This window comes from Kitasatospora sp. NPDC057965, assembly GCF_042887135.1.
Taxonomy (GTDB): Bacteria; Actinomycetota; Actinomycetes; order Streptomycetales; family Streptomycetaceae; genus Kitasatospora.
In genome coordinates this window covers 61335-78951 of sequence record NZ_JBHVPZ010000031.1, presented here as the reverse complement: position 1 = coordinate 78951, position 17617 = coordinate 61335, and the positions used below count along the sequence as shown (strand labels likewise).

Below are 17617 nucleotides of genomic sequence, written 5' to 3'. Positions count from 1 at the left end.
GACCTCTGCGGGGTCTGCGGCGGCCGCCGTTCCAGCCCAGAGGCAGCGGAAAGGTGTCGCTCCGCGAGCCGGGGCCCGCTACGGTGCACCGTTGTGGATGTTGAAGATCCGAAGGACTTGGTTCGACGCGGGTACGACTTGCTGTCTGCGCAGTACGAGCGCGCGTTCGGCAGCGAGACGAAGTACGCATCGTGGATCGAGGATCTGCTAGGTCGGCTCCCGGATGCGGGCGCCGTACTGGATGTGGGGTGCGGGATCGGAGTTCCCGTGGCCCGGTCGCTCGCCGCAGCAGGGCACCGCGTCACGGGCGTCGACATCAGCGATGTCCAGATCCAGCGGGCTCGGGAGCTGGTGCCGGAGGCCGAGTTCATCCGAGCGGACGCCACGACCCTGGAGTTTCCGTCGGAGACCTTCGACGCCGTCATCTGCCTTTACGCGCTGATCCATATTCCGGTCGAGGAACAGCCCGCCCTACTCGGGCGGATCGCATCGTGGCTGCGGCCGGGCGGCTGGCTTCTGGCCACCACCGGGCATCAGTCCTGGACCGGGACCGACGAGAACTGGCTCGGCGGCGGAGCCGCGATGTGGTGGAGTCACGCGGACGCGGCGACGAACCGGTCCTGGCTGCTGCGCGCCGGCTTGGAGGTGTCACACGAGGAGTTCGTCCCCGAGGGCGACAACGGCCACGTCCTGTTCTGGGCACGGCGCCCGCAGGGTTGACGGCCTGGTGGGCTCACAGCCACCGGCGTTGGTGCGAGGCGTCGGCAGCGGTTCAGCGGAGCTCGGTCGCGCGGGCTTCGAGGTAACCGGTCCAGTCTCGCTTGGCGAGCTTCGACCACCGCTCGGCGGTGTGGATGTGGAGGCCGAGGATCTCGGCGAGGACCGGGGCTGGGAGGTCATCGGCGAGGGACGACAACGCGGTGTTCCGTGCCGATCGGACCTCGATGCCGTGCTCGACCAGCCGCATCGACAGACGGTGGGCGTTGACTGGTTGGCCAGCGAGGGTGCTGGGGAAGAGCCAGCGTTCGGTGATGTTACCGGGCTGGGTGGCCTGGTAGCGGCGGGCGGCCTCGACCTGGGCGGTCACGAGTTGTCCGACGGCCGGTGGCATGAGCACGGGGCTGGCGCCGAGCTCGATGCTGCTTCCGTCCGAGGTCTGGCGGATGTGCTCCGCCTTGAGCTGGGCAACGCGGGTGACTCTGACGCCGTAGAGGAGCACGAGGGCTCCGGCAGCTCGGACGTCCGCCGGTAGACCGGCGTCGTTGACGCAGCGAGTGAGTTGAGCGATGTGCTCGTCCTGGTCGAGGAAGTTGACGGGCTCGCTGTCTGGCCAGCCGGGGACGGAGAGGTCCTGGCTGAGGCGGGTCCTGCTGGTCCAGCGGAGGAAGTCGCGTAGACGGAGACGGCTCGACGCGCCGTCGGCGATCCACCGGTCGACCTCGGTCTGGGTGACGGCCTGCAGGTCCAAGTTCAAACTGTCGCTCCACGCAAGGAAGTTGCGCGCGCAGTTGACCTGCGTCCGGGCGTGGCTGGCTCCGGAGGCAGTGAGGCGGCCGTCGCGGGCGCGTTGGCGTACTCGTCGTAGGACGACCCAGGTTGCATACGGCTGGAGGATCAGCCGGTGGTGCTCGGGGACCGCTTCGAGGACGCGGTTCATCCAGGCTTCGGTCTGGGTCATCCGCTCGTCGCGGGCGGGCAGGATTTCGGATTGGACCAGGAGGTTGCGCAGGTAGAGGGCGGAGACCCGGTTGGGGAAGGTGTCGAGGAGTTCGTGGGTGAGCGGGTAGCCGCTGGCCAGCAGTTCGCGCAGGAGGGCGGCGCCGCTGTTCTCGCGGTGGAGCCAGTTCATGACCGCGGGCGGGTTGCCGACTTGTTGGAGGGCGTCGACCAGGGGCGCGAGGAAGGTCTCGCAGGCCGTCTGGCCGAAGGCGGCCCGCAGTTCGTCGGGCATCGCGCATCGGTGGCACTGGTTCTTGCGGCGGTTGTCGCCGCTGTTGCCGCAGGTGGCGCACGTGTAGTGCTTGTCGGTGCCCGCGCACGGGCCACAGATTCGGCGGTCCTCGGCGTCGAGGCCGATCAGCGGCCGGACCGCGGTGCAGAGGGGGCATTCGGCGGGGTGGCGTTTGGTCCGGTTGTAGCAGGGCTGGCAGACGGGGCCCAGCGGCCAGCGGGTTTTGACTCCGGCCGTTCTGTGGCAGAGCGCGCAGGTGTCCTGCGAGCGCGGGGCGCACGACAAGCACAGGTAGCGGCCGGTCCGGAGGCCGCGGCAGGGCCGGTCCTTGCCGCAGGACGAGCAGGTGCGGATGGGGCCGTTGTAGCAGGACGCGCAGAGGTCCGGACGGCCGTCCTTGGCTCGGATGACGATCTGGCGTTGCTGGCCGCAGCCGCCGCAGGCTCGCGGTGCCCGCTGGTAGCAGGATTTGCAGAGCGCGCCGGCTTCGTTGAACGCCTTCGCCGGACCGACTTTCCCGCAGGTGCCGCAGGTGTGCTGGGGCGGCTGGTAGCACTCGCTGCAGAGGACGGTGCCGTCGGGGCGGCGGGTGGCGACGTGTTTCGCCTTGCCGCAGTGGGCGCACTGCTCGCGCCGGGCAGGGTCGGTTCGGTAGCAGTGGGAGCACAATCCGCCTTCTGTGAGGCGGACTTGGAGTCTTCCCGGTTCGCCGCAGCGGGAGCACGGCTTGACCCGACGCTTCTCCGAGCAGCGCGTGCAGATCCTGGCCTGGTCGGGGCGCCGGTAGTCAAGCGGCCGGTGCTGCCCGCAGTCGGCGCAGGCCGGCACGACCACCTGCACGGCGCCGATTCCCCTCAGCGCAACCGCCAGGCGCATGACTCCTGCAGGGATCCGGCCGTCTCCCGAGGTCAGTGCGTCGGGGTGGCGCCACAGGTGGGCGCGGACGTAGCAGATGGCACCGGCGCCCGCCCGATCGGCGACCGCCCGGACCGCTGCGGGCTGCAGGCCGGGCAGAAACCCGGCGATCATCGCGGTCACGTCGTCGAGCGCTTCGTCCCGGTTCACGGTGTCCCCGGGCGGCGGATCGTCGTGCGGCGGACCTGCGGGGCACTCGGCGCGGCCGGACCGGTGCCGATCTTGCGGACCTCCTCGTTGACGACGACCACCTCGAGCAGGTCGCCGACGCCGCAGCCCAGGATGTCGCACAAGGCAGCGAGGGTGTCCACCGACAGCCGCTGCGGTGTCTGTGTGACCAGCCGGAACACCTGCTCTCGGGAAAGCTGGACGCCCCGCTCGGCCAGCGGCGGAATGAGGTCCGAGGTCTGGAACATGCCCTTGGCGGCCATCAGTTGGCGCAGGTGCCAGTGGCACCCCATCTTCTTGATCACGGCTTCCCCTCCCACAAGTTGGCGTGTCGTGCCTTCAACGCCTTCTCCACCAACCGGTTGCGGTACTCGTCCGACACGCCGGTGTAGATCGCGGTGGTCGACGCGTACTCGTGGCCGACCTGCTGCTGGACGAACAGCTCCGGGTAGTCGAACTCGACCAGGTGCGTGACGTAGGAATGCCGCAGACAGTGCAGGTCGAGTTCCTCGGGCAGACCGGCCCGCTCACGGGCGGTCTCGAACGCGGCGTCCAACCGCCGCAGCGACAGCCGGCCCCGGCGCTCGGTCACCCACAGCGCCGGATGCCTGTCCGGGATGAATCCGGGTCGGACCTCCTCCAGGTAGTGTTCCAACACTCCTGCGGCCCAGTCGAATTCGGGAACCGTGAGTACGGTGCGGCGCTTGGGAGGGTTGCCCCTGGACGCCTTGCCGAAGCGCACGAACAGCGCGCCGAACCGGCCGTAGTCGGCGGCCTTGGGGTTGCGGCGAAGGTCGGCCAGGTCCAGAAAGCAGGCTTCCTGACGGCGCAGCCCGTAGGCGTAGACCGTCTTGAGCACCGCGGAGTCGCGCATCGCGGCCAGCGATCCCTTGCGGTGCCGGGCGCGGATCTCCTCCACGATCCCGTCCGCGGCATCGAACAGCGCCTGGACCTCGTCGTAGGTCAGTGGCCGACGGCGTGGATCGCCTTCGTACGGGCTGACGTGGGTGATCTGGTTCAGCTCGTGGAAGATCTGCGCGGGCGGCTGGCCGAATCGCTCAAGGCACCGGTCGGGCCAGCCGTAGCGGGCATCGGTGACGTACTCACAGAACATCCGCAGGGCGTTGTGGTAGGTCCGTGCGGTGGAGTACGCGAGTTTCCCGCGCTGGCGCAGGTGATCGAGGAACGCCTCGCCTTCCAACGGTGTCCACTGCCACGGGTACTGGTTCGTAAACTCCGCGAACCGGTGTGTCAGCCTCAGCCGGGGTTTGATCGTGTCGTCCTCGTCGAGGAACCGTGCCCTCTGCTGCAGACCCCAGCCGTCCACCATCGCGTCGAAGACGGCTGACTCAGGATCAAGGTGGATGACCCCGGCGGCCAGCACCAGATGCGCCGCGCCGGGGAGATCCACCGACCTCGTTCTCATGGCGCAGGTCAAGGACTTCAGCCGGGGCGCAGGCTGAAGGCCCGAACCCCGGCTGAGCTGCACGTCAGTCACCTGACCAGCGCATGTCGAATTGTTGCAACAGATTCAATTCGACCCATTACTCCAGGTAGAGCCCGGTGAAGATCCCGTCGAAGCCGAGGGCCGTGCGGGCATCCGCGAGGGTGCGGTAGTACGTCCATGTCGGTTCGTCGAGCATGGCCTCGAAGTCCCGTCGGGTGATCTCCGGCTCCAGCCACTCGTGCCCGCAGCGGCAACGGACCCAGACGTTTCGGCGGTGGTTGATCAGCAGCCAGTCTCGCCGGGCCCGGCAGTTGGAGCAGACGACCGGCATACCGAGCAGAGCCAGCTCGTGCGGGCACTGCGCTCCCCGGACCGCGTCCGGCCCGCTCGGAGGCGCCGACTCGTACTCCAGTTGCAGCAGGGGGTCACTGGCCTTCGGCTGCGCGACTGGCGTGGCTGGGGTGGTGGGCTGTTCGGCGGTTCTGGGCACGGGCTCTCCGTTCGCGCGGTGCGGGCTCTTGCATAACACCTGGTGAAACCAGGTGTCGAGGGTTCGGGGAGCCGGTCCGGCGGACGGAGGTCCGCCGGACCGGCTGGTCAGCGTCGAGGGCCAGGGCGGGCTGGTGCCAGCGGTTCGACGCGGGGCGACGTGCGACTGGGTACCGGCTTGGCTCGGGTCGTGGCGGTCTTCGGCCTGTCCGGGCGGCTGGGAGTGGAGGGCAGGTCGGCGATGCGGCGGATCCGCCAGACCAGCACGTCGTCGGTGTTGCGCGCGGTGCCGAGTTCCCGCCAGGAGGCGGCTTCGTCCAGGAGTGCCTTCGGGTCGTGGCCGGCCTTCTCGGCTTCGGCGAGGGTTGCGGCCAGGGCGTCGTAGCTGCGGCCGGTGCCGGTGCGGTTCTCCGGTTCGCCGCGGGCTGCTCGGATGGTGGCTTCGTGGCGACGGCGTTCGGGCTCGGGCAGAGCCTGGCCCCGCTCACGCATCGCCCGCATCGGGGTCGCGGCGGTCTGCTGGTAGGCGGCGCGGAGGTGGTCGGCCGCCTGCCGTGAGGCTGCGGCCTGCTGGGCGTGGCCCCGGGCGGAGTGCCAGCGGGCGGCGGCCAGGGTGAGCAGGACGAGCGTGGACAGGACCATCGCGGTGGCGCCACCGTCCTCGCCGCGTCCCAGCGCGCCGCCGGCGTGGACTATTCCGCGGGCGGCCGAGCGCAGGACGCGGATGTCGGCGTTCTCGGCGCGGACGTGGCTGCGGGTGGCGCGCTCGAAGGCGCGGGCGGCGTCTCGCAGTTCGGCACGGGTGGCGGCCGGGGAGGTCTGGGCGAGGGCGTCGAGGAGTTCACCGGCGCCGACGAGTTGGGCGGCGGCTTCGTCGTCGCGGTTGTCGAGGAGCGCGGTGGCGTGTTCGGCGATGCCGGCGGCGTCCCGGCGCTGCCGGGCTGGGGCGGACCGGCCGGTGCGCGGCGTGGCGGTCCTGGGCTGCGCGGTGGCGGCGGGGCTGTCGGTGAGGCGGCGGCGGATGCGTGGCAGGGAGAGGTCGGGGGCGAGGGTGGACCCGGCGAACCAGACCGGCTCGCTGGCGCGGTTGCGGTCGCCGGGCAGGGCGACGTTGTAGCCGAGGACGTCGCCGGAGGGGGCGTGGCGGAGTTTCAGCCGCAGGCCGGCCTCGCGTAGCCGGGTGAAGAACTCGTCCTCGGTGGCGGCTCCGGCGACGGCCTGGCGGACGGCTTCGCGCAGGGTTTCGCGCGGGGGCTCGGTGCGGCCGGTGCGTTCGGCTTTGAAGCGTTCCTGGCTGGTGGGGGTTTTGGCGGCGGTGCCGTCGCCGGGGTTGAGCTGGCGCAGGCCGTAGTCCTTCTCGATGAGGCGGGCTTCGGCCTGGGCTTTGCGGCGGTCGAAGGAGAGGCCGGCGAGGCGGCCGTCCTGCCGGACGAGGGTGGCGGCGATGTGGATGTGGTCCTCGGCGTGGCGGACGGCGACCCAGCGGCAGGCGGTGGTGTCGCCGTTGGGGGCGATGCCGGTGGCGTGGACGATGCGGCGGGCGATGGTGGCCCAGTCGTTGTCGTCGAGGTGGCGGTCGCCGGGGTCGGCGCGCACCGAGCAGTGCCAGATGGTGCTGTCCGGGGCGCGGTCGCCGATGGCCTTGACGGGTTGGTCAAGTTGGGCGGCGAGCTGGGCGATGGTGTGGTGGGGGTTGCGGCCGGGGTCGGGGGCGAAGTCGTTCCAGGAGGCGACGAGGTGCTGGTCGGTGTGTTCGTCGCGTTGGCCGGGGCCGTAGAGGTAGCGAATGAGGCCGTAGGTGCCGCCGGTTCCGGTGCGGATTTTGGGGATCACCGGCGGACCATCCAGGCGACGGCGTCGTCGACCGCGCCGATGGAGGCTTCGATGCGCTCCAGGAGGTGACGGAGGTCGGCGGCTGGCTGGCCGCCGGCGTTGAGGAAGTGGGCGACCTGGTTGAGGTTGTTGCCGATGGCGCCGAGTTGGCGGTTGGACTCCATGAGTTCCTGGATGCCGCGGCGGTAGTCGGCGACAGCGGCGTTCGGGTCGGTGCTCGCGGCGGCGGCGAGGGTTGCGGCGGCGGTGTAGCCGCCGGGGGCGAGGCCGGCCTGCTCGGCGGCGTGCTGGAGGAGGGACCACTCGGGGTTGCTGAAGCGAGGGCAGACGCGGTTGGTGCGCGGAACGGGCTGGCGCAAGCGGCGGCGGGTGGCGGCGTGGACGGCTTCGGCGGACGGTGGGTTCTGCTGTTCCTCCCCCTTGGTCGGCACCCCTGGGCCGATTCCCTGGTCGTCGGCAGGCCCCCCTGGGTCTGCCGCCGGGCGGGGAGCCTCCGCGCCCTTGGGGGCGGAGGCGGGGTAAGGACTCCTTACCCCACAACTTGCTCCGCCAGGAGCGCTCTTGGGGTCACGTTCCGGTTCCTGGGCGGCACCGTCTCGGCCGGACGCGGTCACCGGCTGGCCTCGGCGTCGCGTCGACGGATCTCGCGGACGAGGTCCTCCACGAAGTCAAGGGCGAGCACAGGGTGGTGCAGGGTCCAGGTGCGGGAGTTCTCGCCGAGCTGGACGGTCCGGGTGCCGTCGGGCTCGGTCCTGACTCGGTGGAGGTGGCCCCGCTGGTGCAGGACGGTGAGCCAGGAGTCCGCCTCGGCCCAGATGGCGGGGGTGGTGCGCATGGTGGTGCTCCCGTTCGGTGGCGGTACGGGGGTGGGTGACTGGCCGGGGTGACCTGCTCGGTCACCCCGGCCGGTGCGGCATCGGTCAGGTGCGGTCGACGGTGACCGGCTGGGCGTCCGGGTTCCGCAGCTGGGCCATCAGCTGGGTCAGGGTCGCGCTGGACAGCGGGATCTGCTGACTGCGGATCGCCTGGGCGACGACCTTGCGGGTCAGCTTGTTGTCCTCGGCCGCGACCGCCTCGCGGGCGATGGCCAGCAGTTCCTCGGTGTCTGGGTCAGCGCGGCGGTCACCTGCCGACCCGTCACTGACCGGCCGGACGCTGACCGACTGACCCCGCAGGTCAGAGGAGGTGACCACGGTGACCGCCGAGGGGCTGACCGGCTGACCGGCCGCCGCACGGTCACCGTCCGGCCAGGCGGTGACCGGCTGACCGCGGAGGCCGGAGGAGCTGACCTCGGCGACCGGGACCGGCGGTCGCCGGAGCTTGACCAGGTTGACCGGCTGGCCGGACTGACCTGCGGTCAGTGTGTCCGTCTGCCCGGGGTGGGATGCCCGGGCGGCAGCCTGACCAAAGTCGGTCACCTCGTCGCTCCGGTCGACCGGGGTGACCGGGCTGCGGGCGATGAGGATGTAGAGGTGGACGGCGCCGGCCAGGGCGAGCGGGGCGATGGTGGAGAGCACCGCGACGACCACCGTGTCGCCCAGCCGCAGGCCGCCGTCGCCGGCGTGCAGCTGGTTGAGCCGGATCGCGTGCAGGGCGTTCGCCCACAGGCTCGCCCCGGTGGCCGCGCCGAAGAGCAGCCACACGTAGGCGCGGGCCCGAAGCGGGGCGTCGCGCAGCACCAGCAGGGTGCGCACGCCGTAGCCGACGAAGCCGTCGATGATGAGCGGGAAGAGATAGCTGAGCGGCTCGCGGACGTGGACCGCGACGGCCATCTGCTGGAGCGCGTCGTACGACAGCGCGCAACCGGCAGCGCCGAGGGCGATGACGACGGCCCGGTCCCAGCCGGTGACGTGCGCGGTCGTCGGGGTGGTCGTGGCGGTGGTGCTCATGCGGCCGTCCCGAAGGCCTGGCGGCCGAGCTGGTCGGCGCAGTCGCCGGTCGTGGCGGCGCGGGCGGCGTCTTCGGCGATCTGGCGGTGGCGGATCGCGCGGCGGGTCTCGCGGTAGAGCTTGAGGGCGTGTTCGTCGCTGATCTTGAGGAGTCGGGCGAGGCGGTCGACGGGGACGTCGTGGCGGTAGGCGGCGAGGACCACCGCGCGGCGTTCGGCCTTGGTGAGGTGGATATCGCGTCCGGCGAGGGTGTCGTTGACGCGGCTGTGGTCGAGGCGTTCGGCGATCCGGGTGTGCAGGGGTTCGCGTTCCTCCTCGGTGAGGCCGCCGCGGACGCCGTGGGTGTCGCCGGCTTCGAGGGCGGCGTCCAGGCAGGCGCGGGCGACGGGGCACTGGGCGCACAGCGCCTTGGCGGTGGCAATCTTGTCGGTGTCCTCGGGACCGGGGAAGAAGGTCTCGGGGTCGACGGGGTTGTACTCGGTCGGGTTGCAGACGGCCTGGTCCTGCCAGGTGTGGTCGCCGAGGGAGCGGTGGCGGACCGCGGTGGTCGGCGTCGTGGTGCTGGTCATGCGGGGTTGCTCCGATCGCTCTCCGCGCGCGGGGCGGCGTCGGCGGAGAGGTGTGCTGGGTCGGTGAGGGTGTGCGGCGCGCCGGGGCGGCTGGGGCGGCGGCCGTTCAGGCGGCGCGCGGGAGGCGTCTGCGGTCGACCGGCTCGAACTCGACCCGGGTGGTCATCTGGGCGAGCCGGGAGGTGACGCGGTCACCGAGGTAGGCCTTGAGGTCTCTGATCTGCAGGTTGGTGGTGATCAGGGTCGGCAGGCAGTGGTTGTAGCGGCGGTTGATCAGCCGGTAGGTCTGCTCTTCGACGAACTCGCTCGACTTGGCGGCGCCGAGGTCGTCGAGGATCAGCAGGGGCACGCGGCTGTAGGCGGTGAGGACCCGCTCGGCGTCGGTGTCGGAGCTGGGCCGCAGCTCGGCGTAGAGGTCGGCGGCGGTGGTCGCCCGCCAGCGCACGCCGATGCCGGCCTGCACGAGCGCCCGGACCGCGCCGTACGCCTGGTGGGTCTTGCCGGCGCCGGTCACCCCGGCCATCAGCAGGCTGGGGCCGGTGGCCACCTGCCGTCGGGCGCCCGTGCTCGGGGCGACGGCCTGTCCGGTGACCTGCCGGGTCCAGGCGAGGACCAGTGGGTGGTCGGCCACCGCGTCGCGGTAGCGCGGCGGCATTCCGGCGGACAGGGCCTGCTCCGCCGAGAACGGCTCCGGTTCGTTGGGGAGGGCGTCGACCGTGGCGCGGTCGATGCCCCGGGCGGCGAGGATCCGGGCCATCCGGTCGAGGACCGACGGGCCGTCGGCGAGGGTCTGCGGGTCGCGGGTGCGCATCACAGCTCCTCGGCGTAGGCGGCGACGGCGTCGACCGGGTTGGTCCACGCCTGGTGGGCGGGGACGTTAGGCCGGGATCCCGGCCGTGCCAAACCGCGGCCGTGTGCGTTCATGGCGTCGTTGACCAGGCTCGGCAGCCGGGACGGGTGGCCCTGGATCTCGGCGAACCGGCGCAGTCCGGAGCGGATGTGCTCGACCGCGATGCCCTCGTCCAGCAGGGTCTTGACGACCTTGCCGAGGTGGCCGAGCACGCTGGCCGGTGGGCGCTGGGCGCAGGCGGTGACGTACTCGCCGACGAGCTGGTTGGCCGAGACGGTGCCGGCGTCGGGCGACTGGCGCCCCGTAGGTGAAGACGATCCAGGATCCAAGATCCTGGATCCGGGCGTCGAGTCCTCGCAGAGGGTTCGACGAACCTTCGGGGAGCCTTCGACGAATGTGGCCTGACCTGCGGTTTTCCCGTCCGCCGAAACCGGTGCTTGGTCCGGGACCGCCGCCCAGGGAGCCCTGGAAGCTCCTGCCGAGGCCGCTGGTGCCGACGGCTCGGGGTGCTGGTCGACGGCCGCCGGAGTGTTCGCCGAGGATTCGGCGAACACTCCGCGAGCACTCGCGCCGTCCTCGCGGGAAGTGCCCGCCGCGTCGGCGAGAGCGGACCGCTGGATGCACGGCCCCTTGCAGACACCGCACCGCTCCGGCTCGCAGTGCGGGCAGGCGGGGAGGCGGCTGAGGGAGGGCTTGTCGATCTTCTGGTGGTTGCGCCAGGTCGGGTAGTGGAAGTACCGGCGGCCGTCACAGCCGGTGTACCGGCAGATCGCTCCGGCGGTGGCGAGCTGCTGGAGGTGGTCCTCGACATCGGCGCGGGTGATCTCCTCGCGAAGCGGCCAGACGAGGCCGTAGACGATCGCCGCGACGTCGCGGTGGCGGCCGTGGTCGTCGGCGTGGTTGGTCATGCCGAGAAAGGTGACCATCGCCGGGATGGAGACCTCGGCGAGCGTCTCGCTCACCCAGGTCTCGGGCTTGACGGAGCGGATGCGTGCCATGTCAGCAGCCCCGACCCGCGTCGTTCGTGCGGACGGCGAGCCGCCCGTCGGCGAGGTAGAGGGTGTGCGGGCGCGTCCAGTCGATGTCCGGGTGGGCCCGGACGATCCACCGGGCGACGACCCTTCTGGCGACCGGGCCCAGACGGACCGGGCGGCCAGCGGCGTCGGTCGCCCGGGCGTACGCGTGAGGCCACTGCGTCGCCGGGTCGGTGAAGTCGACGGTGACGGCGGCGCCCGGGATCATGTCCGCGAGCTTGGCGGCGAGGCGAGGGCCTGCGCCCGTGGGCGGGCAGGCCAGGGTTCCGCTGGGTATGGCGGGCATGCAATACTCCGTGCTTCGTAGGAGCGTGCGCGGCGGTCCTCGTGCGAAGAAGTCCCGCTGCGCGCGTGGTAGCGAATCGACGCCTTCCCGGGCGTCGGCCCGGCGTCCGGAGTTGGTAGCTCCAGGACGCCGGTCTCATTTCAGGGCGTGGACGGCCCGGTCCTTCGGGCCGATCCCTCCCCTTCGTCCGCCGGCCTTCGCGGCGGGAGCAGCACCATAGGGGCAGCGCGGTCCACAGATCCACCCCCTTCCCGAGCGCCGGATACCGCATCCGCGACGACGAGCGCGCTCTCACTCACGGTGACCCCGCCGACGCCGCATCGACCCACCGGCGACCGGAGGCGCGGCAGCCGTCCGGGCTGGGATTGAGCTGAAACTTCATTATGTGATTCCCCATCACGCAGGCCATGGATGATCACGGCGCGAGGTCGAGATTAAGGATCACCCTGGATATCGGTCAATAAATTCCGGCCGTCTACGCGGGTAGGAGTGCCGACTTTTCGGAGACTGAGAAACGATCTTGCTTCTCCCGCCCGACAACGCTCCGCAAGCAGAGTCACCTCGAAAGGCAGGTCACTGACCTTGGCTTCTCACTGTGAGCAAGCAGACGATTTCAATCACTCAGCGTTACGTGACGAATACCACTCGCAATCCGCCACTCGTTCGTACCCCTATATGCGTCGCCGAAGCAGCATTCTTCCGGCAGGTATATTCACTGCCCGAGGCCGCCATCGAAGGCACCTCACCGACAATCAGGCATGCACTATTTAGGGTTGAACAAGATGCGCGCAATAGCCGTGCGGGAGTTCGGCGGCCCCGAGGTACTGGAGCTGACCGACATGCCCGAGCCGGACGGCCGCCCCGGCCACCTTCGACTCCGCACCCGGCTGGCCGGCGTCAACTACGCCGACATCCATCTGCGCGAGGGCACCTACCCGGCTCCCATGCCGGCCCCGTTCATCCCGGGGAACGAGGTCCTGGGCATCGCCCAGGACGGACGCCGTTACGTCGCCCTCGGCCGCGGCGGCGGCTACGCCGAGACGACCGTCGTCCACCGCAGACTCGCCTTCGAAGTACCGGACGCCGTCGCCGACCACGACGCCGTGGCCCTGACCCTCCAGGGCAACACCGCCTGGCATCTGCTCTTCACCGACCTGCGTGTGACGGCCGAGGACACGCTCCTGGTCCCGGCCGCGGCCGGCGGCGTCGGCTCGCTCGCCGTCCAGCTCGCCAAGCACGCCGGTGCGAAGGTCGTCGCCATGGCCTCCAGCGAGGACAAGCGCCGCACCGCCGTCGAGCTGGGCGCGGACGCCACCGTCGACTCCTCCACCACCGACGCCCTCACCGAGCGGATCCTCGACGCCGCGGGCGGCCCCGTCAGCGCCGCCATGGAGATGACCGGCGGCGACGTCTTCCACGCCACCCTCGCCGCGCTCAGCCCGCGCGGCCGGATGTCCGTCTTCGGGGCCGTCACCGGCTCGGAGGGCCTCGTGCCCATCACCAGCCTGCTCGCCGCCTCGAAGGCCGTCAGCGGCTTCTGGCTCCCCAACCTCTATCCCACGCGCACGCACCTCAAGGAGTCGATGGCCGCGCTGTTCGCCGCTGTCGCCGAGGGCTGGCTCAAGCCCCTCAACGGCCCGGCCTACAAGCTCGGTCAGGCCCGCCAGGCTCACCATGACCTCGCGGCCCGTCTCACCGCCGGCAAGGTCGTCCTTGACGTCGACCGCTGACCGGCAACCCACCCTCGCCAATCGCGCACCCGTGCCCGACGGGTTAACGCGAGACGCCGCTCTCGCGCCGCCGCGCGGCGCGACGACTCCCCCGGAGCCGCTCATGCACACCACCACCGCACCCGCGATCGACACCGTGCCCGGGCAGCGCCCGAGCGACGCACCGAGCAAACCGCCGTCCTCCCTCGCCGCCCGCGCGTTCGCCGTGCAACAGGCCTTCACCCGCCTGCCCGGCGACGTGCACCCGCTGCGCGCCATCGCCGGCGCAGCCAGCCTCGACGACGCCACCACCCACCGCATCCTGCAGACCGGCGTCGGCGACGGCGTCTTCGAACAGGTCGGCCGAGGCCGCTACCGCCTCGGCACCGGCACCGCCCGCGCCGGCGTCCAGGCCATGGCCCACTCCCCCGGCGCCGCCTCCACCCACGGCATCCTCGAACGCCTCCACCAGGCCACCGGCGGCCTCGCCCTGCTCTACGTCCTCTCCCCCTTCGGCGGCGCGAAGCGCCTGTGCACCGACTACGCCATCGGCGACACCGACCCGGCCGAGGTCGGCATGACCGCGGAGGACGTCGTCTCCGTCTCCCGCTCCCTGCGCACCGGCGCCTCCGGACGCGTCATCCTCGCCTACCTGCCGCGGACCATCCAGGACCTCGTCCTCGCCGAGGAGATCCCGCCCACCGCCGGCCCGGGCGTCATCCGCGACAACGACGCGCTCACCGCCTCCCTCGACGAGATCCGCCGGCTCGGCTTCGGCGTCGGCCGCCAGGAGTGCATGCCCGGCTGGGACTCCGTCGCCGCCCCGGTCCACTGGCACGACTCCATCATGGGAGCCGTCCTCATGCTCAAGCGCTCCACCGAGATGCCCACCGACCTGCGCCCGCTGATCTTCCACACCCTCAAGGCCGCCGAAAACATCAGCGAACTGACCACCAGCCCGCTCCCGGCCACCCTGTAGCCCGCAGCACGTCAGCAGGCCTTGGCGCTGCCGCCCGTGACCAACATCGGGCGGCAACGCCGAGGACCGTCCGCCGCCTTCGGCATCAGTCCGAGCAACCGAAGCCCATGTATGGGTCCGTCCTGCGATGGTGGCACTTACCGGCGTAATTCGGCAGGATCCGTTCCATGAGGTCTCAGGACAGCGGGCTGTCACCCGCATGGGTTGCGCGGAAGGTCGTCACCTACGACGAACTCCAGGCAGCGGCAGGCTCACTGTGGTGGCTGCAGTCCGATCCCGACCACGGCGGGGCCCGTCGGGTGATGCGTTCGGATCCCGCCGGCAGGGCCTTCCCGGTGACGCCTGCCGACTTCTCGGTCGGTAGTCAGCTGCACGCCTATGGTGGTGGCGGATTCGCCGTGACACAGGACGCGTTGTGGTTCGTCGGCGACGACGGTTCCCTCTTTCGCCAAGCGCACGGGCACGCACCGGACAGGATCGTGCCCGTCCGCGGCTCCGAACAGTACGGCGATCTCGTTCCGGGCCCGGACGGCGGCGTACTTGCCGTTCGCGGCGACGGCACCGCGGACGAGGTCGTCGCGGTCTCTCCGGCCGGCGTCGTCCAGGTACTGGTCCGGTCCTCCGCGTTCCTCGCGTGCCCTCGGCCGGCGGGAGACACCTTGGCCTATCTGGAATGGCCCCGGGATCAGATGCCCTGGGACAGTTGCCGTCTCCTGCTGGGCGACATCCGTTCAGACCTGCTTCGGCCGGGTCGCGCCGTGGCGGGCGGCCCCTCGGAGTCCGTGGTCCAGCCGTCCTGGGGGCCGGACGGAACGTTGTACTTCATGTCCGACCGAACGGGCTGGTGGAACCTGTACCGGCTCCGGGACGGCGAAACGAAGGCCGTTCTACCGATCGACGCCGACTGCACGCCGGCTCCGTGGGAAGGCGGCTACCGGTCGTACGGGTTCGCCCCCGACGGCACCGTGGTGCTGACCGTCCTCGACGGGTTCTCCACCGTACTCGTGGCCGTCGCCCCTGCGGGAAGCGTGCGCCGACTCGGCCCGAACCTGAGCTCCGTGAAGCCCTACATCGCCGTCGACGAAGGCCGGCTCGCCGTGATCGGCTCCACCCCGTCGTCGGCTCCAGGCCTGTGGTCGCTCGACCTCGCAGCCGGAGCGGATGCTCGGGCTCTTCCGGCGGGCGGGGCCACCGAGTCGGCTCCGCCCTGGACGCCCGCCCCGCCGTCCGTCGACTCCGTGCCGGGCCCGGGCGGACCGGTCCGCTTCCTGCTGCACCAACCAACGACGGCGGCGGCTCCGGCGCCGCTCGTCGTCCGGGCGCATCCCGGTCCGACGGACGACGTTCCACTGCGGCTGGACTGGACGACCCAGTTCTTCGTCAGTCACGGCTTCGCCGTCGCCGAGGTCCTCTACCGGGGCAGCACAGGCCAGGGCCGGACGTTCCGCCAAGCGCTGCACGGTCACTGGGGCGAGTACGACGTCGACGACTGCTCGGCGGTGGCCGAGCACCTACGCTCGACCGGCGTGGCGCAGCCCGACGCGATGTTCATCGCCGGCGCCAGCGCCGGAGGGTACACCGCGTTGCAGGCAGCGACTCGCCAAGGACCGTTCGCTGGCGCGACGGCCATCTCGGCGATCATCGACCCCACACAGTGGGAACTGTCCGTGCCCGAGTTCCAGCGGCCCCATGCGGCTGTGCTGCGAGGGCCTGCCGGCGGGGTGGAACCCGAACGGATCCGTTGCCCCGTGCTGGTGATCCACGGGACCGCTGACACCATCACATCCGCCAAGGAAGCCATGCAGTTCGCCCAGGAGCTGGCCGCGCTGGGAGACGGCCACGACAGCGTCCTCCTTGAAGGCGGCGACCACTACCTGTCGGCACCCGCAGACCGGGAGCAGGCGCTCTGCGCCGAACTCGACTTCTACCAGGGCATCATGAGCCGCTCAGCAGTGTGACAGCCACACCGTCGGCTTCCGGCAGCACCGCCCGGGCGAACTCGCGCAGTTCCCGGGCTGGGGCATAGTCGGCATGGGTCTGCAGGTCCGCCAAGACACCGGCCACCCGCTCGATGCACCGACCTGACCCGGTCCTGGCGGCGTAGGCGACGGCGTCCCGGCCGGCCGCGCACGCCTGGTCGACCTCTCCGCTGCGAAGCCAGGTCGCGGCGAGCAGCGCCGCGTCGATCGCGCGGCGGCGAACCCTGTCCTCGCCCACCCCGCTGAGGGCCTCGGCGAGCTGGCTCCTTGCTGCCGGGGCCCGACCGAGGTCATGGAGGCAGTGGGCTACCTCGTCGGCGAGGTAGGCCTGATTGAAGTAGCGGATCCAGGTGGGTTCGTCCTGGTGGTCAGCGGCGTCGAGCAACCTCTCGGCCTGGATGATCAGCTTCGTTGCCTCGCTCTCCCTGCGCAGCCTGGCATTGGCGCGGGCCACAACCGCGGTGATGGCGGCCCGGATCGCCGGGCTCACGGTGGTGCCGACCGCTGCCTGGGCCGAGGCTGCCCATCGCAGGGCGGTCTCCGGCTCTCCGCAGTGCAGCGCGAGGTGCCCGAGGTTCACCGCCACGAGGTAGGCGCTGTACGCCTGGTCGTTGTTCACCGCCGTCAGGGTGAGGGCGCGTCGATAGTACGTCTGGGCCTCGTCAGGGTTACCGGTGTCGACGGCCTGGTATCCGGCTAGCTCGCAAAATCCGGCAGCGAGTCTCGCCCGTCGGCGAACAACAGGCTCGCCCGAGGCCGGACGGCGGAGCAGGGCTTCGAGTTCGTTGTCGATGTAGGAGCTGACCTGCCGCCGGTACTGCCGAGCCCCGTGCGTGTGGTCGAGTTGACGGAACAGATCGAGCATTCCCTCCGCAGCACCAAGGTCGGCCGCGGTCACCGGAAGCGATGCTGGGGCAACACCTCGATCTGAGTTCACGGACAACCAGTCCGTGACCAGGCCGCCCAGCTGTGTCAACGGAGACGGTACGGACGGCGTCTTCGATCTCCCCTGCACAGGATGGTGCACCACCCCCGGGAGGTGCTCGCCGTCCTCTGGTGAGGCTGCTGGCACATCGGCATTCGGACTGCCGGGCAGAAGGGCCGGCAGCTCGGCCGCGGCAACCTTCAACAATCTGGCGAGCTTCGGCATCTGCCATGGCTGCGGCGTCGCCGTGCCTTTCTCCCATCGATGGACTGTGGTGCGGTCGACGTTCATCAGCTCCGCCAGCTGTTCCTGGGTGTAGCCGGCAGCCCTGCGCTGCGCGGCAAGCCGCCCCCGTCGCGTCATCGCGTTCTCCCAGGCTTTCTCGATCCATCAACCGCGCAGGTCATCGGCAGGGTTTCAACATCACTGCCGAGCTCTGCAACAAGTCTGCACTGTCACAACGAGCTTGGCAGGTGTTCCGTATGAGCCCCCGAGAAGTTCGACACCTCGGGGTCGGGCTCACCGCGCAGACCGACTTCCCTCGGCCTGGCGTGATCCGGATGTGCCCGGCGTTCAGCCCGCCAAGCCCAGCAG

Annotated in this window: 17 protein-coding genes; 4 read left to right on the top strand and 13 right to left on the bottom strand. The window is 70.9% G+C overall.

Annotation, left to right across the window (positions count from 1 at the left end):
• Positions 1-93 precede the first annotated feature (93 nt).
• Positions 94-720 (top strand): class I SAM-dependent methyltransferase, encoded by a 627-nt coding sequence (locus tag ACFVVU_RS31675; RefSeq protein WP_387793626.1) that lies wholly within the window; start codon positions 94-96, stop codon positions 718-720.
• Between the two features lie 52 nt (positions 721-772).
• On the opposite strand, the gene ACFVVU_RS31670 is transcribed toward ACFVVU_RS31675, so the two are convergent.
• From ACFVVU_RS31670 to ACFVVU_RS31615, 12 genes are all read right to left on the bottom strand, one after another.
• Complete coding sequence (locus tag ACFVVU_RS31670; protein ID WP_387793625.1) at positions 773-3016, bottom strand: hypothetical protein; 2244 nt, start codon at positions 3014-3016, stop codon at positions 773-775.
• Positions 3013-3339, bottom strand: coding sequence for a helix-turn-helix domain-containing protein (locus ACFVVU_RS31665; RefSeq protein WP_387793624.1), 327 nt, complete (start codon positions 3337-3339; stop codon positions 3013-3015). The genes ACFVVU_RS31670 and ACFVVU_RS31665 overlap by 4 nt, the downstream gene beginning before the upstream one ends.
• Positions 3336-4445: a tyrosine-type recombinase/integrase gene (locus ACFVVU_RS31660; protein WP_387793622.1), complete on the bottom strand. Its 1110-nt coding sequence runs from the start codon at positions 4443-4445 to the stop codon at positions 3336-3338. Before ACFVVU_RS31660 ends, ACFVVU_RS31665 begins: the two co-directional genes overlap by 4 nt.
• 133 nt (positions 4446-4578) lie before the next feature.
• Positions 4579-4971 carry a hypothetical protein gene (locus ACFVVU_RS31655; RefSeq protein WP_387793621.1) on the bottom strand — a complete coding sequence of 131 codons (393 nt, stop codon included), beginning with the start codon at positions 4969-4971 and terminating at the stop codon, positions 4579-4581.
• Positions 4972-5078: 107 nt separating this feature from the next.
• Positions 5079-6803: a mobilization protein gene (locus ACFVVU_RS31650; protein WP_387793620.1), complete on the bottom strand. Its 1725-nt coding sequence runs from the start codon at positions 6801-6803 to the stop codon at positions 5079-5081.
• A complete protein-coding gene (locus tag ACFVVU_RS31645; protein WP_387793619.1) occupies positions 6800-7234 on the bottom strand; it encodes a MobC family plasmid mobilization relaxosome protein in 435 nt (144 codons plus the stop codon). Before ACFVVU_RS31645 ends, ACFVVU_RS31650 begins: the two co-directional genes overlap by 4 nt.
• Positions 7235-7413: 179 nt before the next feature.
• Positions 7414-7638 (bottom strand): hypothetical protein, encoded by a 225-nt coding sequence (locus ACFVVU_RS31640; RefSeq protein ID WP_387793618.1) that lies wholly within the window; start codon positions 7636-7638, stop codon positions 7414-7416.
• Positions 7639-7723: 85 nt separating this feature from the next.
• The gene (locus tag ACFVVU_RS31635) at positions 7724-8692 is read right to left on the bottom strand and encodes a DUF2637 domain-containing protein (RefSeq protein WP_387793617.1); all 969 of its coding nucleotides are present in this window, start codon (positions 8690-8692) and stop codon (positions 7724-7726) included.
• Entirely contained in the window at positions 8689-9261 is a 573-nt protein-coding gene (locus tag ACFVVU_RS31630; protein WP_387793616.1) for a WhiB family transcriptional regulator, read from the bottom strand. The genes ACFVVU_RS31635 and ACFVVU_RS31630 overlap by 4 nt, the downstream gene beginning before the upstream one ends.
• A gap of 106 nt (positions 9262-9367) precedes the next feature.
• Positions 9368-10072: an ATP-binding protein gene (locus ACFVVU_RS31625; protein WP_387793615.1), complete on the bottom strand. Its 705-nt coding sequence runs from the start codon at positions 10070-10072 to the stop codon at positions 9368-9370.
• Positions 10072-11109, bottom strand: coding sequence for a hypothetical protein (locus ACFVVU_RS31620; protein WP_387793614.1), 1038 nt, complete (start codon positions 11107-11109; stop codon positions 10072-10074). The genes ACFVVU_RS31625 and ACFVVU_RS31620 overlap by 1 nt, the downstream gene beginning before the upstream one ends.
• A 1-nt stretch (position 11110) precedes the next feature.
• The gene (locus ACFVVU_RS31615; protein ID WP_387793613.1) at positions 11111-11431 is read right to left on the bottom strand and encodes a transcriptional regulator; all 321 of its coding nucleotides are present in this window, start codon (positions 11429-11431) and stop codon (positions 11111-11113) included.
• Between the two features lie 782 nt (positions 11432-12213).
• Here ACFVVU_RS31615 and ACFVVU_RS31610 point away from each other — a divergent pair.
• From ACFVVU_RS31610 to ACFVVU_RS31600, 3 genes are all read left to right on the top strand, one after another.
• Complete coding sequence (locus ACFVVU_RS31610; RefSeq protein WP_387793612.1) at positions 12214-13161, top strand: zinc-binding alcohol dehydrogenase family protein; 948 nt, start codon at positions 12214-12216, stop codon at positions 13159-13161.
• 103 nt (positions 13162-13264) lie between these two features.
• Complete coding sequence (locus ACFVVU_RS31605) at positions 13265-14119, top strand: IclR family transcriptional regulator C-terminal domain-containing protein (RefSeq protein ID WP_387793610.1); 855 nt, start codon at positions 13265-13267, stop codon at positions 14117-14119.
• Between the two features lie 167 nt (positions 14120-14286).
• Positions 14287-16077 carry a prolyl oligopeptidase family serine peptidase gene (locus ACFVVU_RS31600; protein WP_387793609.1) on the top strand — a complete coding sequence of 597 codons (1791 nt, stop codon included), beginning with the start codon at positions 14287-14289 and terminating at the stop codon, positions 16075-16077.
• Here ACFVVU_RS31600 and ACFVVU_RS31595 read toward each other — a convergent pair.
• Positions 16055-17386: a helix-turn-helix domain-containing protein gene (locus tag ACFVVU_RS31595; RefSeq protein ID WP_387793608.1), complete on the bottom strand. Its 1332-nt coding sequence runs from the start codon at positions 17384-17386 to the stop codon at positions 16055-16057. The two genes, ACFVVU_RS31600 and ACFVVU_RS31595, sit on opposite strands and share 23 nt — an antisense overlap.
• Positions 17387-17617: the final 231 nt, after the last annotated feature.